The organism is Mesorhizobium sp. 131-2-1, from assembly GCF_016756535.1.
Classification (GTDB): Bacteria; Pseudomonadota; Alphaproteobacteria; order Rhizobiales; family Rhizobiaceae; genus Mesorhizobium.
Genome location: NZ_AP023247.1, coordinates 1,944,701 through 1,961,471, shown reverse-complemented (window position 1 = coordinate 1,961,471; position 16,771 = coordinate 1,944,701). Strand labels below are relative to the sequence as shown.

The window sequence follows — 16,771 nt, the reverse complement described above, 5'->3', positions numbered from 1 at the left end:
CCGATGACCGTGGACATGACGACCACCATACCGACCGGCGCCAACTCGACCACCACGTCGACCTCCAAGACCGCCGTCGACTACCAGTCGTTCCTGAAGCTCCTCATCGCCGAGATGAAGAACCAGGATCCGACCAAGCCGATGGATTCGACGCAGTACGTCGCCCAGCTCGCCACCTTCTCGCAGGTCGAGCAATCTGTGCAGACCAACACCAAGCTCGACCAGATCATGCAGTCCTCGGCCTTGTCGCAGGCCGACGCCCTGATCGGCCGCTCGATCACCTCCGCCGACGGCAAGACCACCGGTACGGTGGCCTCGGTGCGCCTGGCCAGCAGCGGCCTCATCGCGGTGCTGCAGAACGGCACGGAAGTCGCCGTCGGCCCCGGCGTCACGATCAAGCCCGCCAGCTAGGCCACCGGCTTCGGTTACGAAACATGAACGAGGCCGACGCCCTCGATATCGTCCAGTACGCGGTGTGGACGGTGCTGACCGCTTCCGCGCCGGTGGTGCTGGTTGCGATGGCGGTCGGCATCGGCATCGCGCTCATCCAGGCGCTGACCCAGATCCAGGAAATCACCCTGACCTTCGTGCCGAAGATCGTCGCCATCATGCTGGTGGTGGCACTGACCGGCCCGTTCATCGGCAGCCAAATATCGGCCTTCACCAACGTCATCTTCGAGCGCATCGAGCACGGCTTCTGACGCAGGACGCGGAATGCCTGCTCCTTGCTCACCGGACGGCTTGCGGGCAGCCCTGTTGCGGCTAGATTGTAGGGCGCGCGGTACGGGCGCCACTGGTCTCAGGCGGTCTTCGAAAATCATGCGGCAGACTAAAGCGGCCGGCAGGCCATGTGCGGAATAGCCGGCGTCTGGCGAAAGCGCGACCCGATCGGCGCCGGCGACCTGTCGGACATCGCCCGCATGATGCAGGTGCTGGCGCATCGCGGGCCGGACGACCATGACAGCTGGAGCAGCGGCCGGCTCGCCCTGGGGCACCGTCGCCTTGCCATCATCGATCCCTCGCCCGCCGCCCGCGAGCCGATGCTGACGGCATGCGGCAAGGGTGTGCTCGCCTACAATGGCGAGGTCTACAATTACCGGTCGCTGCGCCAGACCCTCGAAGCGGAAGGCTGCATTTTCCGCAGCGTCTCCGACACGGAAGTGGTGCTGCAGGCCCTGCATCATTGGGGTCCCGAAAAGGCCGTGCCGCTGTTCGACGGCATGTTTTCCTTCGCCTATTTCGACATGCGCGGCAAGGCTCTGTGGCTTGCCCGCGACCGCCTCGGCATCAAACCGATGTCGGTGGCCGAGACAGAGGCACGGATCCTCTTCGCCTCCGAGGACAAGGCGATCCTCGCCAGCGACGGTTTTGCCCGCCGCATCGATACACGCGAAATCACCTTGCGGCTCGCCTGGCAGCACCGCGATTCCAGCCACAGCCTGTTCGACGGCATCGAACGGCTGCCGCCGGCGGGCCTCTGGAAGATCACCGAAGCGGGCATCGAGAAGCGCTGCTTCTGGCACGTCCTCGATGTGCTGGAGACGGCGCGCATCACCGGCGATAGGACCTCCGACGAAGAGCATCTGGCGCGGCTCGAAGGGCTGATCGAGGACAGCATCGATATCCACTGCATCGCCGACGCCAGCATCGCCACGGCCTGCAGCGGCGGCGTCGATTCCGGTCTGATCACGGCGCTGTCGAAGCGCTTCAGGCCGGAGATCCACGGCTATGTCGTCGATCCCCAACTCGGTCGCAGCGAGGCGGAAAACGCCGAGCGGACTGGCCGCCGCGCCGGCGTCCCGCTGCGCCGGGTGCCGGTCGACAGGGACCGCTTCCTCGAGCTGTGGCCGAAAGCGGTCTGGCACCTTGAAGGCGACGGCTGGCACGCAAGCCATGTCGGGCTTCTGGCGCTTGCCCAACAATGCCGGGCCGACGGCGTCAAGGTGCTGCTTACCGGCGAAGGCGCCGACGAGCTTTTCGGCGGCTACAAATGGCAGGCCGAAAGCATGCGGCCCTGGCGCGCATGGTCATGGCCGGGACGGCTGTTCCGTTCGCAGCGTTGGCTCGATCGCAAATTCGGGCGCATGCGCCATGCGCCCTTCAAGACATCGACCGGCAATAGTTCCGCCTCGGAGCGCAATCTCGTGCTCAGGGCGCTGTCGCCGGAGCTCAACTTCCTCCAGACCAGGATATTCGACCGGCTTGAGCCGGTGACGCCGCTCGGCGATCGGGCCTTCCTCGGCGCTTGCCTCTACGATCTCTATTCGCATCTGCAGGACCTGCTCAACCGGCACGACAGGCTGAGCATGGCGGCCTCGGTGGAACTTAGGGTTCCCTTCCTCGAAAACCGGCTGATCGACTTCGCGATCCATTTGCCGAGGCGTCAGAAATTGCGTGGCAGGACCGGCAAATGGCTTTTGAAGAAGGTCGCGGAAAAGCACCTGCCGCGCGAGAACGTCTACGCGCCGAAGAACGGTTTCGAGATCTCGTCGGGCTTCACCCAGGGCAGCCAGGGCCTGCTGCGCGGCGGCTATCTGCGCGATGCCTTGAAATGGCCGGCCGCTGCCGTCGACGACCTTGTCGACCTGGCAAGGCGCGACGAAGCCTCGAGGCTACGCCTCGTCGGCATGGAACTGTTCCTGCGCCTCAATGCCGGCGGCGAGACGGCGGACAACCTGACCCAGGCGCTGCATGCCGCCGCCGCGGATGCGCAGGCGCATTGAGCAACGGTTGGTCCAAGGCGGCCAGACCATTGGCTTAGCCGCGCCAGGACGTATTTTTGCCTCGCTATCCTGTTGTTGGAGCATAATCTTTTCAAGCAAGGGTCCGCCCCCGCGTCGCCATGCTCCATCTCCGGAGAGGACATCCGCGTCGGCTGGACCAACGACATGTGAAGCGGGACAGCACGGATGATCGATGACGAGCCGGACAGCGAACGCGTCTCGGCGCTGGCGCCGTTTGGTCATGGCATCTTCCGGGCGGTATGGTCGGCCAGCCTGGTGTCGAATTTCGGCGGTCTCATCCAGGGCGTCGGCGCCGCATGGATGATGACCACGATCGCCACCTCGTCCTATCAGGTGGCGCTGGTCCAGGCCTCGACCACTCTGCCGATCATGTTGTTCGCGCTGGTTGCCGGCGCCATCGCCGACAGCTTCAACCGACGCAAGGTGATGCTGGTGGCGCAGACCTTCATGCTGGTCGTCTCGGCGCTGCTGACGCTCTTCACCTGGTTCGGCCTGATCACGCCGTGGACGCTGCTTGCCTTCACCTTCCTGATCGACAGCGGCACCGCGCTGAACAGCCCGTCCTGGCAGGCCTCTGTCGGCGACATGGTGCCACGCGCCAAGGTGCCGGCGGCGGTCGCGCTGAACTCGATGGGCTTCAACCTGACGCGCAGCGTCGGCCCCGCGATCGGCGGCGTCATCGTTGCCGCCGCGGGCGCCGCCGCCGCCTTCGCCGCCAACACGCTGAGCTATATCGGCCTGATCATCGTGCTGTTCCGCTGGAAGCCGGAGATACCGGCGCCAACCTTGCCGCGCGAAACGCTGGGCGCCGCGATGGGCGCCGGTCTGCGCTATGTCGCCATGTCGCCCAACATCGGCAAGGTGCTGGTGCGAGGCTCGGCCTTCGGCTTCAGCGCCGGCGCCGTGCTGGCGCTCCTGCCGCTGGTGGCGCGCGATGTCGTCAAGGGCGATGCCTTGACCTACGGCATCATGCTCGGCGCCTTCGGCATCGGCGCGGTCGGCGGCGCGCTGATCAGCCTGCGTCTGAGGCAATTGCTGACCAGCGAGACGATGGTGCGCATGGCCTTTGGCGGCTTCGCCGTCTGCGCCCTCAACGCCGCCGTCAGCCATCACGCCTGGCAGACCGCGCTCGGTCTGCTCGTAGGCGGCGCCTGCTGGGTGATCGCGCTGTCGCATTTCAACGTCACGGTGCAGATGTCGACGCCGCGCTGGGTGGTCGGCCGGGTGCTCTCGGTCTACCAGACGGCGACCTTCGGCGGCATCGCGCTGGGCAGTTGGGTCTGGGGCGTCGTCGCCGACGCGCATGGCGCCGAGACCGCGCTGATCGCGGCCAGCATCGGCATGCTGGCGGGCGGCGCCATCGGTCTGGTCCTGCCCCTGCCGCAGCACGCGGTGCTCAACCTCGATCCGCTCAACCGTTTCAAGGAGCCGCATCTGGGGCTCGACCTCAAGCCGCGCAGCGGCCCGATCGCCATCATGATCGAATACATCATCCGCGACGAGGACGTGCCGGAGTTCCTCGCCACCATGGCCGAACGCGGCCGCATCCGCCGCCGCGACGGCGCCCGCAACTGGACACTCGCGCGCGATCTCGAAAACCCGGCGGTCTGGATCGAGCACTACCATACGCCGACCTGGCTGGAATATATCCGCCACAACAGGCGGGCCACCCATGCCGACGCCGTCGTCGGCGAGCGCATACGGGCACTGCACAGCGGCGATGAGCCGCCGCGCGTACGCCGCATGATCGAGCGCCCGACCACCGCCGGCACCGCTTTGGTTTCACCGAAGGGGCCGATCGAGCACTGATTTGACGGCGCCCGCCGATCAGCCGGCGCTCTGGATCATGTAGAGCTTGCGCGTCGTCTCATGGATCAGCCATTCGCCCTTCCACCCCTGCGGCAGGACGAGCAGATCGCCCGGACCGAGCTCGCGCCTCTCGCCGCCGGCGCGGCTCACTTCCACCCGTCCCGAGATGATGTGGCATATCTCCGACGAGCCTGAACGATCGGCGGTGAAGCGGCCGGGCGTGCATTCCCAGATGCCGATATCGATGGTCCCGTCCGGCGACTGGAAAAGCGAGCGCACGGCCTCGATCTGACCTCCTTCAATCGAGGTCGGCTTGGGCGAGAACGCCCCGATATCGGCCGTGGCGAGGTCGTGGAAAGTCGAAAGATCGATCAAGTTGGGCTCCATGGATCAAGGCAATTCCGGGAAAAGCCGGCAGCGGTTTTCCGTCCGGAATTGCGAACTGCTCTAGTGGCCGGTGATGCTGTCGGCCAAGGCGGCAAGCTTCGAGGTGTGTGCCAGCCCGGCGGCCTCGCGGCGATCGGCGAGATGATAGAGCTGGTACATCGAGTGCACGCCGAGCCAGCGGAAGGGTTCGGGCTCCCAGCGCCGCACGTTGCGGTTGACCCAGGGCAGTCGCGTCAGCTCAGTATCCTGGCCGAGGATCAGGTCGGCGAGGGTGCGCCCAGACAGATTGGAGCTCGAGACGCCAAGCCCGACATAGCCGCCGGCCCAGCCGATGCGGGTCGCGGGATCGAGGCCGACCGTCGTGCACCAGTCGCGCGGCACGCCAAGCACGCCGCACCAGGCGTGCTCGATCCGGCAGCCTGCCGTCTGCGGCAGGAGCGTCGTCAGGATCTGGTGCAACTGGTCGATCGTCGCCTGTTGCGTCTGCCCGTTGACGTCGGTGCGTGAGCCGTAGCGGTAGGGCACGCCGCGTCCGCCCATGGTGATGCGCCCCTCGCGCGTGCGCTGGGCGTAGCAATAGGCATGGGCGGCATTGCCGAGAAGCTCGTGTCCTTCCCAGCCGATATCGCGCCACAGCTCGGGCGACAGCGGCTCGGTCACGATCTGCGCGCTGTTGAGCGCCAGCCAGGTCCGCTCCTCGCCGGAGATGCCGGCCGTAAAGCCCTCGGTGGCGCGGATGATGGTTTCCGCGCGCACAGAGCCGCGGTCGGTCGTCACGCTGCCCTTGGCGATGGCGCTCACCGTCGTCTGTTCGTAGATCGGCACGCCCAGGCGCTCGACGGCGGCGGCAAGCCCGCGCACCAGCTTGGCCGGTTGCACCCGCGCCTGGCCGTGGACGACGAAGCCGCCCATGACATTGCGCACATTAATGCGCGCTCGCGTCGCCGCCTGATCGAGTATCTCGACGCGGTCCGGATCGACATCCCAGGCGCGGATCGTCTCGCACTCCTCGCGCGCGCGCTCCAGCTGCGCCGGGTTTGTGGCCACCGTCAGATTGTCGACGCGGCGGATGTCGGCATCGATGCCTTCGGCGGTCGCCACCCGGATGACCTCGTCGACGCAGCCCGCCATGGCCGCCTGCATGGCGCTCACGCCCTGCCGGGTCGAGGTCTTGAGATATTTCTCGCGCGACCAGGAGAAGCCGCCCGACAGCCAGCCGCCATTGCGGCCCGAGGCGCCGAAGCCGGCGAATTCGCGCTCGACCAGCACGATGCGCAGCGAAGGCCTCGCCTTCTTCAAATAGTAGGCGGTCCACAGGCCGGTATAGCCGGCGCCGACGATCGCGACATCGGCCTCGATATCGCCAGGCAAGGGCGGCCGGTACGCGGGGACCCCACCGATATCCGCATACCAGAACGATATGTCGCCGTTGCGCTTGGCTTGCATGGGATGACCTTCGGATTGATTGGCGGATTGGTCGGGATCAGGTCAGCGTCGTATCGGCGGCGCTGTCATCGGCCAGGAGCTTGGCATCGGCGCCGTCGAAGCAAAGCTCCACTGGTTCGCCGAGGTCGAAGCTGTCACCGGTCAGCGGCGAGCGCACGATCGCCGTCGAACCGTCGGCGAGCTTGACTTCGTATTTCGACCCCGAGCCGAGATAGATGGCTTCCGCGATCGTCCCCGGCAGCCGGTTGGCGCCGTTTGCGCCATCCTGGCCGGGCCGGCGGATGGCGAGCTTTTCGGGACGCAGCAGCATCACCGGGCTGGCTTCGCCGTTGATGCGCTTTGGCGCCGTCACCGTCGCGCCGGCGATGCTTAGCGCGGTGCTCGTGCCGTCGCTCCGCGCTTCGCCGCGCAGCACCGTGGAATCGCCGATGAAGCGGCCGACGAACAGCGTCGCGGGTTCATCGTAAAGTTGCCGGCCGGTCCCGACCTGCTCGATCTGTCCGCGATTGAACACGGCGATGCGGTCCGACAGCACCAGCGCCTCTTCCTGGTCGTGCGTGACATAGACGAAGGTGGTGCCGAGCTCGCGGTGGATGCGCTTGATCTCGAGCTGCAGCCACTCGCGCAGCTTCTTGTCGAGCGCCCCGAGCGGCTCGTCCATCAACAGCAGCGGCGGGTCGAAGACGATGGCACGGGCGAGCGCCACGCGCTGCTGCTGGCCGCCCGACAGTTCGCTCGGATAGCGGTGCGCGAAGTCGCCCATCTTGACCATGTCGAGCGCCCTTGCCACGCGCGCCTTGCGCTCTGCCTGGTCGACGCCGCGCAGAGTCAGCGGATAGGCGACGTTGCGACCGACCGTCATGTGCGGAAAAAGCGCGTAGTGCTGGAAGACGACGCCGATGTTGCGCTTGTGCGCCGGCACGCCGACGACGCTTTTGCCCCCGACCTGAAGCTTGCCGCTGGTCACATCGGTGAAGCCGGCAATCACGTTGAGCGTCGTCGTCTTGCCGGAGCCGCTCGGCCCGAGCAGCGTCATGAATTCGCCGGGCTCGATGCGCAGCGAGACGCCGTCCAGCGCCTTGAAGCCACCATAGGCCTTGCTGATCGATTCGAGATCGATCGCGGCGCCCTTGCTCGCCTGCCTCGGGTTCATTGGCGTCCCTTCCGCTCACGGCCAAGGAGAAGCATGCCGCCGCCGATCAGGATGGTGGTGGCGCACAAAAGGATCGTGCCGACGGCAGCGACCGTCGGGTCGGCGTCGCGCGTGATGGACGAGAAGATCTGCACCGGCAATGTCTTGAGGTAGGGATTGGTGATGAACAGCGACACGACGATCTCGTCGAAGGAGGTGGCGAAGGCGAAGAGCAGGCCGGACAGGATGCCGGGCAGGATCAGCGGCAGCGTCACCGTGCGGAACGTGGTCAGCGCTCCCGCACCGAGGCTCGCCGCCGCCGTCCCGAGCCGCCTGTCGAACACTTCGAGGCTGGCCGAGACTGCGATCAGCACGAAGGGAAGCGCAAGGATGGTGTGCGCGAGCACGAAGCCCAGCATCGTCCCGACGAGGTGGGTGTCGAGATAGACGGCATAGATGCCGATGGCCAGCACCACGCCCGGCACCACCATCGGCGTCAGTATCAGCATCCGCAAAAGGTTGGCCGGCCGCGCCTTCATGCGGTCGAGGCCGAAGGCGGCGAGCGTGCCGAGCACCGTCGCCAGCACCGCCACCAATGAGGCGACCTTCAGCGAATTCAGGAAACTGGTGGACCATTCCGGACTGGTGGCGAAGTTCTGGTACCATTGCCAGGAGAAGCCTTGCGGCGGAAACGCCAGCGACTTGTTGGCATTGAACGACATCGGCACGACGACGAGCGTCGGCGCCACCAGCCATATCGCCACCAGCAGGCAGACCAGCCCGAGGACGAGGCGCGTGAGCGGCTTCATCTCCATCAGCGCCGCCCCGCATCCCGGTGCCTGGAGCGCATCACGGGTGCCGCCAGCGCCAGCAGCACGAAGGTCGCGACGAGCAGCACCACGCCCATCGCGCCGCCGCGGCCCCATTGCAGCAGGCTGAGCACCTGTGTCTGCACCAGCGTCGATAGCATGGTCGAGCGCGGACCGCCGAGCAGCGCGGGCGTGATGTAGAAGCCGAGCGCCAGGATGAAGACGATGATGGCGCCGGCATAGACTCCCGGCAGCGACAGCGGCAGGTAGACGGTGAAGAACGCGCGCAGCGGTCGTGCGCCGAGGCTCTGCGCCGCCCGCATCAGCCTGAGGTCGATGCCCTTCATGACCGAATAGAGCGGCAGGATCATGAACGGCAAAAGCACCTGCGCCATGCCGATCACCACGCCGGTCTGGGTGCGGATCAGCTTGACGCCGCTCAGCCCGGCCGCGCGCAGCAGCGAATTGATGACGCCCGAATCCTGCAGCAGGATCACCCAGGACAGGGTACGCACCACCCCGCTCACCCAGAACGGGATCAGCACGCAGAGCACCAGCACCAGCCGGATGCGCGGTCCGACCGCGGTCATGAGATAGGCGTAAGGATAGGCCGAGACCACGCACACCAGCGTGACCCAGGCCGAGATGGTGAAGGTCCGCTGCAGCACCGTGAGATTGACTGGCGCGCCGAAGAACCAGGCATAGTTCTGCACGCCCCATTCCGGCTCCGAGAGGCTGCGCAGCACGATGGTGAGCAGCGGATAGCCGATCACCGCGACGAGCAGGATGAGTGCCGGCAGCGCGAGCGCGTACGGCCTCCATGCCCATCCCGGCCGCCCCTCGGCGGCGGGTTGGCCAGCCGACCTGCTTGTCGGCCCGGACGCGCTCACGGCCTTTCTCTCCGTTCGCCGCTTAGTTGCCCGCCATCATCGCGGACCACTTCTCCTGCGCCACCTGGAAGTTCTCGACCCAGAACTTGATGTTCTGCTTGTAGCCCTGCTTCTGGCGATCGGGTGTGTTGGTCAGGAAGGCGGCAACGGAGGTGTCGACCTTCGGCTGCGCCTCATTGTTGATCGGCGTGTAGGAGGTCGTCTGCGTCAGCACCTCCTGCGACTGCTTGCCGAGATAGGCGTTGAGCAGCGCATAGGCTGCATCCGTGTCCTTGACGCCGACGGGAATGGTCATCTGGTCCATCACCACCAGCCAGTCCTGCCAGGCCGGCGCGTATTTGGCGCCGTTCTTGACCGCCGTCATGGCGCGGCCGGTCCACATCATCAGCATGTCGGCCTCGCCGGACTCGGCGAGCTGCTGCGATTCCGCGCCGGTCTTCCAGTAGATCGTGTCGGAGCCGAGCTTGCGGACCACATCGATCGCCTTGTCGATATCGGCTGATGTCATCGCCTTCGGATCGCCGCCGCTGACCTTGAGGGCCTGCTCCAGCAGGCCGCCGGTGAAGTCGCCGGAGCCGTCGATGCCGCGCACGCCCGGGAACTTTGCCGTATCGAAGAAGTCGGCCCAGCTCTTGGGCGGGTTATCCTTGTACTTCTCGGCGTTGTACATAAGCACGACGCCGTAGTTCATCGCCGGCACCGAGCACTCGCTGACTTGGCCCTCGGGAATGTGCGAGACGTCGAGCTTGGAGAGGTCGAGCTTCTGGAACAGCTTGCCGCAATAGACGTAGGGCGGGAAGTCGGCGGTGTCGACCACATCCCAGGTGACGTTGCCCGATTCCACCTGCGCCTGCAGCTTGGCGATCTCCGTCGGACCGTCATTGAGCAAGGTGACGCCGGACTTGTCGACGAACTCCTTGAGCGCGGCCACCTGGCCGTCCTGGTAGATGCCGCCGAAGGAGACGAACGTCAGGGTCTTGCCCTTGAGCGAACCTTCCTTCACCGCGCCCGCGACCGGCTTCTCCTGCGCCATCGCGGCGGTGCCCAGCAGGCTGAGCACCATCGCGGCGCCAAGCGCCAAACATTTCGAATTCAGCATGACTGTCATTCTCCCATTGCTACCCGCGTTCTGATCGGAACTACCTGGCCGCGAGCGGTTTCCAGGCCGTGTATTGGTCGAGCTCGGCGCGTGCCGAGGTCGGCGGCGCGATGATCCACATCACTTCGGCGCGGCCGCCGCCGATGTTCTCGCTGCGATGCGGCGTCGAGGTCGTGTATTCGATGCTGTCGCCTTCCTCGAGCACGTGGCGCGCCTCGCCGAGCGAGACCTCGACGATGCCGCGCAGCACGATGAGCATCTCGTGCGCGTCGCCATGGGTGTAGAGATCGGGCCCGGTCGAGCCGCCAATGTCGAATTCGCCGACATAGACTTCCATGTCGCTCAGCGGCGGACGCGACAAAAGCATCTTGCGGCAGCCGTCGCTGGGCGGCAGGCTCGGCCGCTCGCTGCGTCTCAAAACCCCATGGTTCTGCGTTGCGCTCTCCTCGAACAGCATTGCCACGCTGACGCCGAGCGCCGAAGCCATCTGGTTGAGCGAGGCGGTGCTGGCGCCGGTCAGGCCGCGTTCGAGCTGGCTGATGAAGCTGGCGCTGGTTCCGGTTGCCTCGGCTAGCTCCCGCAGCGACAGCCTGCGGGCAAGCCGAAGGGTCTTGAGGCGCATGCCAAGCACCTGATGGGCATGCGCCGCGGCCGATGCGTCGCCCGTCTTTGCCGAAGCCTGGCCGGAAGCCTTGCGCATGCCGTCTCCTCACGTCACTTAACAGACTGTACAGTACCACTGTACAACCGGCAAGCCGCGCGTGGCGCCAGGCTCGCACCAACGTGTGGGCCAGATTTCAGGCTGGAGGGATACCGCGGCGGCAGAAGGCGCGACGGCGGATCGGCAAGATATGCGTGGGGAGATCCCGCTACCCTTCGCCGGACAGATCGCGTCGCGCCTTGTCGAGTTCCTCGGCATAGCGCCGCATCAGATGGCTTTCGGTCAGCAAGCCGAGCACGACACGATCGGCGAAATCCTCGACCACGGCCAGCTCCTCGGCGCCGGCGCGCTGGAAGGTTTCGGCGGCTGACTGGACGTTCATGGAGGGCACCAGCACCGCATCCTTGAACTCGGCCAGCGCACTCACCGGAGTCTCGCTATCCGAAAGCTCGCTGTGCAGTTCCGCCACGATCAGCACGCCGACATAGTGCTGGCCCTCGTCCACGGCGATGACGCGTTGGGCCGAGCCCAGCGGCACCGCCTTGCGGAAGGCATCGAGCGTCGTTGCGGCATCGATGGTGCGGACATCCTTGCGCATCATCGAGCCGACCGTGAGGCTGCGCATCCAGCCGACGTCGTGGGCGCTGCGGATGGACTCGCCGCGCAGGTGGAAGCGCCAGGTCGAGAAGGAGTAGCCGAAGGTCTCGCGCACCAGGATCGCCGCCATGATCGAGGCCGCCAGGACGACGCCGGTGAGCGTCAGGTCGCGTGTCGATTCCAGCGCCAGGAAGGTCATCGTCAGCGGCGCTCCGACCACGCCGACGGCGAGCGACGTCATGCCGACGACAGCTGCCACCGCCGGATCGATGCCGGTCGCTGGAGAGGCGATGGCCATCACCCCGGCGAAGACCTTGCCGAGCAGCGCGCCGAGGAACAGCGAGGCAAAGAACAGGCCGCCGCGAAACCCCGAGCCCAGCGAGATCGCCGACGCCGCCAGCTTCAGCACGAAGACGCTGGCGACGACACCAAGCCCATAGTTCATCGCGAACTCGCGATGCAGCGCGCCATGGCCGCTGGACAGCACCTGTGGCGTGACCAGCCCGAGCAGCCCGACGAGGATGCCGCCGATGAAGGGTCGCAGCGAGGCGTCGACCGACAGACGGGCAAAGGCGTTTTCGATCAGGCTGACCAGATGCATGATGGCGATCGAGGCGGCGCCGCCGAGCAGGCCGAGCAGCAGGAACGGGATGTACTGGCTGGCGGTCAGCGCCGGCAGGCCGGACAGTTCCAGCGGAAACGGCACGACGCCGAACACCTCGGCGGTCAGCGATGCGCAGATCGCCGCCGTCATCACCGGTGCGACATTGGCGACCGAATAGATGCCGATGATCAGTTCGAAGCCATAGAAGGCGCCGGTCAGCGGCGCGTCGAAGGCGGCGGCGATGGCGCCGGCGGCGCCGCAGCCGACGAGGATGCGGACGTCGTTGCGGCGCAGCCGGAAGGCGCGCGCCAGTCGCGACGCCAGGCCCGAGCCGACCTGCGTGTAGCCGGCCTCCAGCCCGACCGAGGCGCCGAAGCCGCTGGAAAGCATTGTCTGTCCGGCGATGATGAACGTGTCGGTGAGCGACATGCGCCCGCCATAGAGCGCGTTGGCCTCGATCGGGTCGACCGGGGTGCGGAACTTGCGCTTCCTGAGCCAGATCACGGTCAGCCCGAGCAGGATGCCGCCGATCGCCGGGATCAGCGCCTGCACCGGGCTTGCCAGCGAGAACATCGCCGACAGCCGGCCGCCCGGCTGCACGCCGAACAGCAGCCAGTGCATGCCTTGCACCAGCGCGCTCATGCCGGTGACCAGCGCGCCCGACATCACGCCGACGACGCCCGCAAGGACGACGATGGCGATGCCGCGCGCTTCGAGCAGCGGGATCGATCGGATCAGCACCGCGCGAAGCCGGCGGGCATAGACTTGGCTATGGTTTCTGGCAGGCACCGGAGCGGCTCGCCGATAGTCCGAGGGGATGGTGGGTTGCCGAGCCTGATACGCCCGGCGGCATTGCGTGGCAATCGCAATGCCGACTGCTTGTGGCGCCATTTTGGCGCTGCGTGATCGAGATGATATCGAGGAAGACTGCCCGGATCAGGTCCGCCTGGCGTCGCCAGCTTCGTAGAGCACGAGATTTCGCTCGCCGATGCCGAGCGAGGCCCAGCTCGCGCGCCAGTCGGCGATGTGCGGCGAGCGGAAATGCGCCTCGAGCGCGGCCCTGTCGCTCCACACTTCCGTGACTCGGATCAGCCCGGCGTCGAGGACGTCCTGCGCGTACGAATATTCGAGGCAGCCAGGCTCGGCCCGGCTCGCCGCCACCATCTTCGCCATAGTTGGCCTTGCCTCGTCCAGCCTGTGCGCCGGCAGGCGGACGGTGCCGATGATCACGAGCATGCGGGCTTCCCTTCTGAACGTTGCGCGCGGCCTTTCGGCAGTAGCCAGTCTCCCACCCTCGCGCAAGCTTGGCTGGTTAGGCTCGAAGGGCTGCCGCGCGTTCGGCAGGGTGAAGGCTTGAGGACGAAATGGCGATCAGCGAAAGCATTCCGGCCGGAGTGGCGGCCAAGAACGGTCGCGACGTCTTCTTCGCGCTGGGCATCGTCGTCATCCTGGCGGTGCTCTTCCTGCCGATCCCGGCCTTCCTCATCGACATCGGCCTCGCCTTCTCGATCGCGTTGTCGGTGCTGATCCTGATGGTGGCGCTGTGGATCCAGCGGCCGCTCGACTTCTCGTCCTTCCCGACCGTTCTGCTGATCGCCACCATGCTCAGGCTGTCGCTCAACATCGCCACCACGCGCATGATCCTGTCGCACGGCAATGAAGGCACGCATGCGGCCGGCTATGTCATCTCGGGCTTCTCCAAGCTGGTGATGTCGAGCGATTTCGTCATCGGCCTGATCGTCTTCCTGATCCTGATCGTGGTGAACTTCATCGTCATCACCAAGGGCGCAACCCGTATCGCCGAGGTTGGCGCCCGCTTCACCCTCGACGCCATCCCCGGCAAGCAGATGTCGATCGACGCCGACCTGTCCGCCGGCATGATCGACGAGAAGACCGCGCAGCTGCGCCGCCGCGAGCTGGAAGAGGAATCCTCCTTCTTCGGCTCGATGGACGGCGCCTCGAAATTCGTGCGCGGCGACGCCATCGCCGGCCTCATCATCACCGCCATCAACATCGTCGGCGGCATCGCCATCGGCTATATCCGCCACGGCATGGGCATGGGCGAAGCCGCCGACGTGTTCATCAAGCTGTCGGTGGGCGACGGCCTCGTCACCCAGATCCCGGCGCTGATCGTCTCGCTCGCCGCCGGCATGCTGGTCTCCAAGGGCGGCACCCGCGGCTCAACCAACCAGGCCGTGTTCGGCCAGCTCGGCGCCCATCCGCGAGCGCTCTATGTCGCGGCGTTCCTTCTGGTCATCCTGGGCCTGATGCCCGGCCTGCCGCTGTTCCCATTCTTTGCCCTGGCCGGCGGCATGGCGGCGCTCGGCTACGTCATTCCGATGCGCCAGAATCGCGCCATGGCTGCCGCCGAAGCGCTGAAGGATGAGGAGAAGGCCAAGAAGGCCGAGGAAGAGAAGAACTCGGTCAAGGCCTCGCTGACCACCGCCGAGATCGAGCTCCTGATCGGCAAGCAGCTGTCGACGCGGCTGCTGGTGTCGCACCAGGAACTGGTCTTCCGCATGGCCAAGATGCGCAAGAAGTTCGCCCAACAATACGGCTTCGTGGTGCCGGAAGTGCGTGTCGCCGACGACTTCGCCATTCCGCCGAAAAGCTATCAGATCAAGGTCCATGGCACGGTGGTCGCCGAATACCAGATGCGCGTCGGCGAGATCATGGTGCTGCTCGGCACCCGCGACGTGCCGGAGCTGCCCGGCGAGGAGATCCGTGAGCCGGCCTTCGGCATGCGCGCCTTCTCGGTGCTCGAGACCTTCGCCGAGGACCTGAAGCGCGAGAGCTACACCTATGCCGACAACATGTCGGTGCTGCTCACTCATCTCTCCGAGGTGATCCGCAACAACCTGCCGCAGCTCCTCTCCTACAAGGACATGAAGGCGCTGCTCGAAAGGCAGGATCCGGAATACCGCAAGCTCGCCGACGAGATCTGCACCTCGCACATCTCCTATCCCGGCCTGCAGGCGGTGTTGAAGCTTCTGCTCGCCGAGCGCGTCTCGATCCGCAACCTGCACCTGATCATCGAGGCCATCGCCGAGATCGCGCCGCATGTGCGCCGCACCGAGCAGATCGTCGAGCACGTGCGCATCCGCATGGCGCAGCAAATCTGCGGCGATCTTTCCGAGGGCGGCATGCTCAAGGTGCTGCGCCTCGGCAACCGCTGGGACCTCGCCTTCCACCAGAGCCTCAAGCGCGATGCCAAGGGCGAGGTGCGCGAGTTCGACATCGATCCGCGCCAGTTGGAGGAGTTCGGCCAGGACGCCACCAAGGCGATCCGCAAGCATCTCGAGGCCGGCGAGCGCTTCGTGCTGGTCACCGCGCCGGACGCGCGCCCCTATGTGCGCATGATCATCGAGCGCCTGTTCACCACGCTCCCCGTTCTCTCCCATGTCGAGATCGCCAAGGGCGTCGAGATCAAGGTGCTCGGGACGATCTCGTGAGCGCGCTCTCGCAAGGCGTCGTCATCGCCGCCTTCCTCGCCTTCTGCCGCATCGGCGCCTGTTTCATGCTGATGCCCGGCCTCTCCAGCGCGCGCGTGCCGATCCAGGTCCGACTGTTCGTGTCGGTCGCCGCCACCGGCGGCCTGCTCGCCTTCCTCTGGGACCGCATCTACCCGTATGTCGACCCGCGACCGCAGGTCCTGGCGCCGATGATCGTCTCGGAACTTCTGGTCGGCGGGCTGATCGGCGCAATGACCCGGCTCTACATGGAGGCGCTGCGCTTCATGGGCTCGGCCATCGCCACGCTGATCGGCTATGGCGGCGCCGGCGGCCCGGCGATCGAGGAGCCGGAGCCGCAAGCGGCGCTTGCCGCCATCATCTCGTTCTCGGCGTTGCTCCTGCTCTTCGTCTTCGATTTCGACCACGAGATCGTGCGCGCGCTGGTCGCCTCCTACACGGTGGCGCCAGTCAACGTCTTCTTCAATCCGCAGGCCGCGCTCGTCGATCTCACCGACACCGTGTCGGACACCTTCTTCCTGGTCATCCGCCTCGGCAGCCCCTTCGTCGCCTATGCCATCCTGGTCAATCTGACGATCGGGTTCGTCAACAAGCTGACGCCGCAGATCCCCGTCTATTTCATCTCGCTGCCCTTCGTCATCGCCGGCGGCCTGATCCTCTTCTACTTCGCCATCGCCACCATGCTGTCGCTGTTCGTCGACGGCTTTGTCGACCTGACGCTCGCCCGGTGACGCAATGACCACGCGCAAGGAACGGCTGCGGAAACTGGTGCTGGTGCAGGAGCAACTGAAGGCCCTGCACGAGACGCGCCATGCGACATTCCTGGCGCAGGCGGGAGCGGCCGAGGCCGAGGCAAAGGAACTGGTCGAGCATTTCGACGCTGACCGGTCGCTGGCCGCCCTGTTCCCCGACCTCTACCATCGCCGCATCGCCAATGCCCTGGTCCGCCAGGAGGCAAGCCTGGAGAGCGCCAGGCAGGAAGCGAGCCTGATCGCCACCGCAACGGCGCGTACCAACATGGTAGAGCGCGCCTACAAGGACGTGCGCCGCCGCGACGAGCGCGAACGCACCGACCGCGAGCGGCTGGATCTCATCGCCCAGAAGCGCAACGAACCCTCGTAGG

General features: G+C 66.2%; 16 protein-coding genes. 7 read left to right on the top strand and 9 right to left on the bottom strand.

Annotated features, from left to right (window positions below; all coding sequences use genetic code 11):
* Positions 1–3: 3 nt before the first annotated feature.
* From flgD to JG743_RS09620, 4 genes are all read left to right on the top strand, one after another.
* The gene (gene flgD / locus JG743_RS09635; RefSeq protein ID WP_202299965.1) at positions 4–411 is read left to right on the top strand and encodes a flagellar hook assembly protein FlgD; all 408 of its coding nucleotides are present in this window, start codon (positions 4–6) and stop codon (positions 409–411) included.
* 23 nt (positions 412–434) lie between these two features.
* Positions 435–701, top strand: coding sequence for a flagellar biosynthesis protein FliQ (fliQ, locus tag JG743_RS09630; RefSeq protein WP_027165133.1), 267 nt, complete (start codon positions 435–437; stop codon positions 699–701).
* Between the two features lie 147 nt (positions 702–848).
* Entirely contained in the window at positions 849–2,723 is a 1,875-nt protein-coding gene (gene asnB / locus JG743_RS09625; RefSeq protein WP_202299956.1) for an asparagine synthase (glutamine-hydrolyzing), read from the top strand.
* A 186-nt stretch (positions 2,724–2,909) separates the two neighbouring features.
* Positions 2,910–4,553 carry an MFS transporter gene (locus tag JG743_RS09620; RefSeq protein WP_202299954.1) on the top strand — a complete coding sequence of 548 codons (1,644 nt, stop codon included), beginning with the start codon at positions 2,910–2,912 and terminating at the stop codon, positions 4,551–4,553.
* Positions 4,554–4,571: 18 nt separating this feature from the next.
* Here the strand turns inward: JG743_RS09620 and JG743_RS09615 are convergent, their stop codons facing one another.
* The 9 genes from JG743_RS09615 to JG743_RS09575 form a co-directional block, all read right to left on the bottom strand.
* Positions 4,572–4,940 carry a cupin domain-containing protein gene (locus tag JG743_RS09615; protein ID WP_202299952.1) on the bottom strand — a complete coding sequence of 123 codons (369 nt, stop codon included), beginning with the start codon at positions 4,938–4,940 and terminating at the stop codon, positions 4,572–4,574.
* Positions 4,941–5,000: 60 nt separating this feature from the next.
* On the bottom strand, positions 5,001–6,386 hold the full coding sequence (locus JG743_RS09610) for an NAD(P)/FAD-dependent oxidoreductase (RefSeq protein ID WP_202299950.1): 1,386 nt from the start codon (positions 6,384–6,386) through the stop codon (positions 5,001–5,003).
* A 37-nt stretch (positions 6,387–6,423) separates the two neighbouring features.
* A complete protein-coding gene (locus JG743_RS09605) occupies positions 6,424–7,539 on the bottom strand; it encodes an ABC transporter ATP-binding protein (RefSeq protein WP_202299942.1) in 1,116 nt (371 codons plus the stop codon).
* A complete protein-coding gene (locus tag JG743_RS09600; RefSeq protein ID WP_202299940.1) occupies positions 7,536–8,333 on the bottom strand; it encodes an ABC transporter permease in 798 nt (265 codons plus the stop codon). The genes JG743_RS09605 and JG743_RS09600 overlap by 4 nt, the downstream gene beginning before the upstream one ends.
* Positions 8,333–9,217, bottom strand: a complete 885-nt coding sequence (locus tag JG743_RS09595) for an ABC transporter permease (RefSeq protein ID WP_202299938.1) — start codon at positions 9,215–9,217, stop codon at positions 8,333–8,335. Before JG743_RS09595 ends, JG743_RS09600 begins: the two co-directional genes overlap by 1 nt.
* 22 nt (positions 9,218–9,239) lie before the next feature.
* Positions 9,240–10,316, bottom strand: coding sequence for an extracellular solute-binding protein (locus tag JG743_RS09590; protein WP_202299936.1), 1,077 nt, complete (start codon positions 10,314–10,316; stop codon positions 9,240–9,242).
* Positions 10,317–10,356: 40 nt separating this feature from the next.
* Positions 10,357–11,016 carry a helix-turn-helix domain-containing protein gene (locus JG743_RS09585; protein ID WP_202299934.1) on the bottom strand — a complete coding sequence of 220 codons (660 nt, stop codon included), beginning with the start codon at positions 11,014–11,016 and terminating at the stop codon, positions 10,357–10,359.
* 169 nt (positions 11,017–11,185) lie between these two features.
* Positions 11,186–12,919 (bottom strand): chloride channel protein, encoded by a 1,734-nt coding sequence (locus JG743_RS09580; protein ID WP_446720905.1) that lies wholly within the window; start codon positions 12,917–12,919, stop codon positions 11,186–11,188.
* 195 nt (positions 12,920–13,114) lie between these two features.
* Positions 13,115–13,414, bottom strand: coding sequence for a putative quinol monooxygenase (locus JG743_RS09575; RefSeq protein ID WP_202299930.1), 300 nt, complete (start codon positions 13,412–13,414; stop codon positions 13,115–13,117).
* A gap of 128 nt (positions 13,415–13,542) precedes the next feature.
* Here JG743_RS09575 and flhA point away from each other — a divergent pair, with 128 nt between their 5' ends.
* Genes flhA through JG743_RS09560 form a run of 3 tightly spaced genes read left to right on the top strand, consistent with a single transcriptional unit; the run spans position 13,543 to position 16,770 of the window.
* A complete protein-coding gene (gene flhA / locus JG743_RS09570; protein ID WP_202299928.1) occupies positions 13,543–15,630 on the top strand; it encodes a flagellar biosynthesis protein FlhA in 2,088 nt (695 codons plus the stop codon).
* Positions 15,627–16,379: a flagellar biosynthetic protein FliR gene (gene fliR / locus JG743_RS09565; RefSeq protein WP_202299919.1), complete on the top strand. Its 753-nt coding sequence runs from the start codon at positions 15,627–15,629 to the stop codon at positions 16,377–16,379. The genes flhA and fliR overlap by 4 nt, the downstream gene beginning before the upstream one ends.
* Positions 16,380–16,383: 4 nt before the next feature.
* On the top strand, positions 16,384–16,770 hold the full coding sequence (locus tag JG743_RS09560; RefSeq protein WP_202299918.1) for a hypothetical protein: 387 nt from the start codon (positions 16,384–16,386) through the stop codon (positions 16,768–16,770).
* The last annotated feature ends 1 nt before the right edge of the window (position 16,771 follow it).

What these genes read in the sequence shown, in the direction of transcription:
- flgD (WP_202299965.1), top strand. Translation starts at nt 4, where the DNA reads ATGACCGTGGACATGACGACCACCATACCGACCGGCGCCAACTCGACC.
- fliQ (WP_027165133.1), top strand. Translation starts at nt 435, where the DNA reads ATGAACGAGGCCGACGCCCTCGATATCGTCCAGTACGCGGTGTGGACG.
- asnB (WP_202299956.1), top strand. Translation starts at nt 849, where the DNA reads ATGTGCGGAATAGCCGGCGTCTGGCGAAAGCGCGACCCGATCGGCGCC.
- JG743_RS09620 (WP_202299954.1), top strand. Translation starts at nt 2,910, where the DNA reads ATGATCGATGACGAGCCGGACAGCGAACGCGTCTCGGCGCTGGCGCCG.
- JG743_RS09615 (WP_202299952.1), bottom strand. Translation starts at nt 4,940, where the DNA reads ATGGAGCCCAACTTGATCGATCTTTCGACTTTCCACGACCTCGCCACG.
- JG743_RS09610 (WP_202299950.1), bottom strand. Translation starts at nt 6,386, where the DNA reads ATGCAAGCCAAGCGCAACGGCGACATATCGTTCTGGTATGCGGATATC.
- JG743_RS09605 (WP_202299942.1), bottom strand. Translation starts at nt 7,539, where the DNA reads ATGAACCCGAGGCAGGCGAGCAAGGGCGCCGCGATCGATCTCGAATCG.
- JG743_RS09600 (WP_202299940.1), bottom strand. Translation starts at nt 8,333, where the DNA reads ATGGAGATGAAGCCGCTCACGCGCCTCGTCCTCGGGCTGGTCTGCCTG.
- JG743_RS09590 (WP_202299936.1), bottom strand. Translation starts at nt 10,316, where the DNA reads ATGCTGAATTCGAAATGTTTGGCGCTTGGCGCCGCGATGGTGCTCAGC.
- JG743_RS09585 (WP_202299934.1), bottom strand. Translation starts at nt 11,016, where the DNA reads ATGCGCAAGGCTTCCGGCCAGGCTTCGGCAAAGACGGGCGACGCATCG.
- JG743_RS09575 (WP_202299930.1), bottom strand. Translation starts at nt 13,414, where the DNA reads ATGCTCGTGATCATCGGCACCGTCCGCCTGCCGGCGCACAGGCTGGAC.
- flhA (WP_202299928.1), top strand. Translation starts at nt 13,543, where the DNA reads ATGGCGATCAGCGAAAGCATTCCGGCCGGAGTGGCGGCCAAGAACGGT.
- JG743_RS09560 (WP_202299918.1), top strand. Translation starts at nt 16,384, where the DNA reads ATGACCACGCGCAAGGAACGGCTGCGGAAACTGGTGCTGGTGCAGGAG.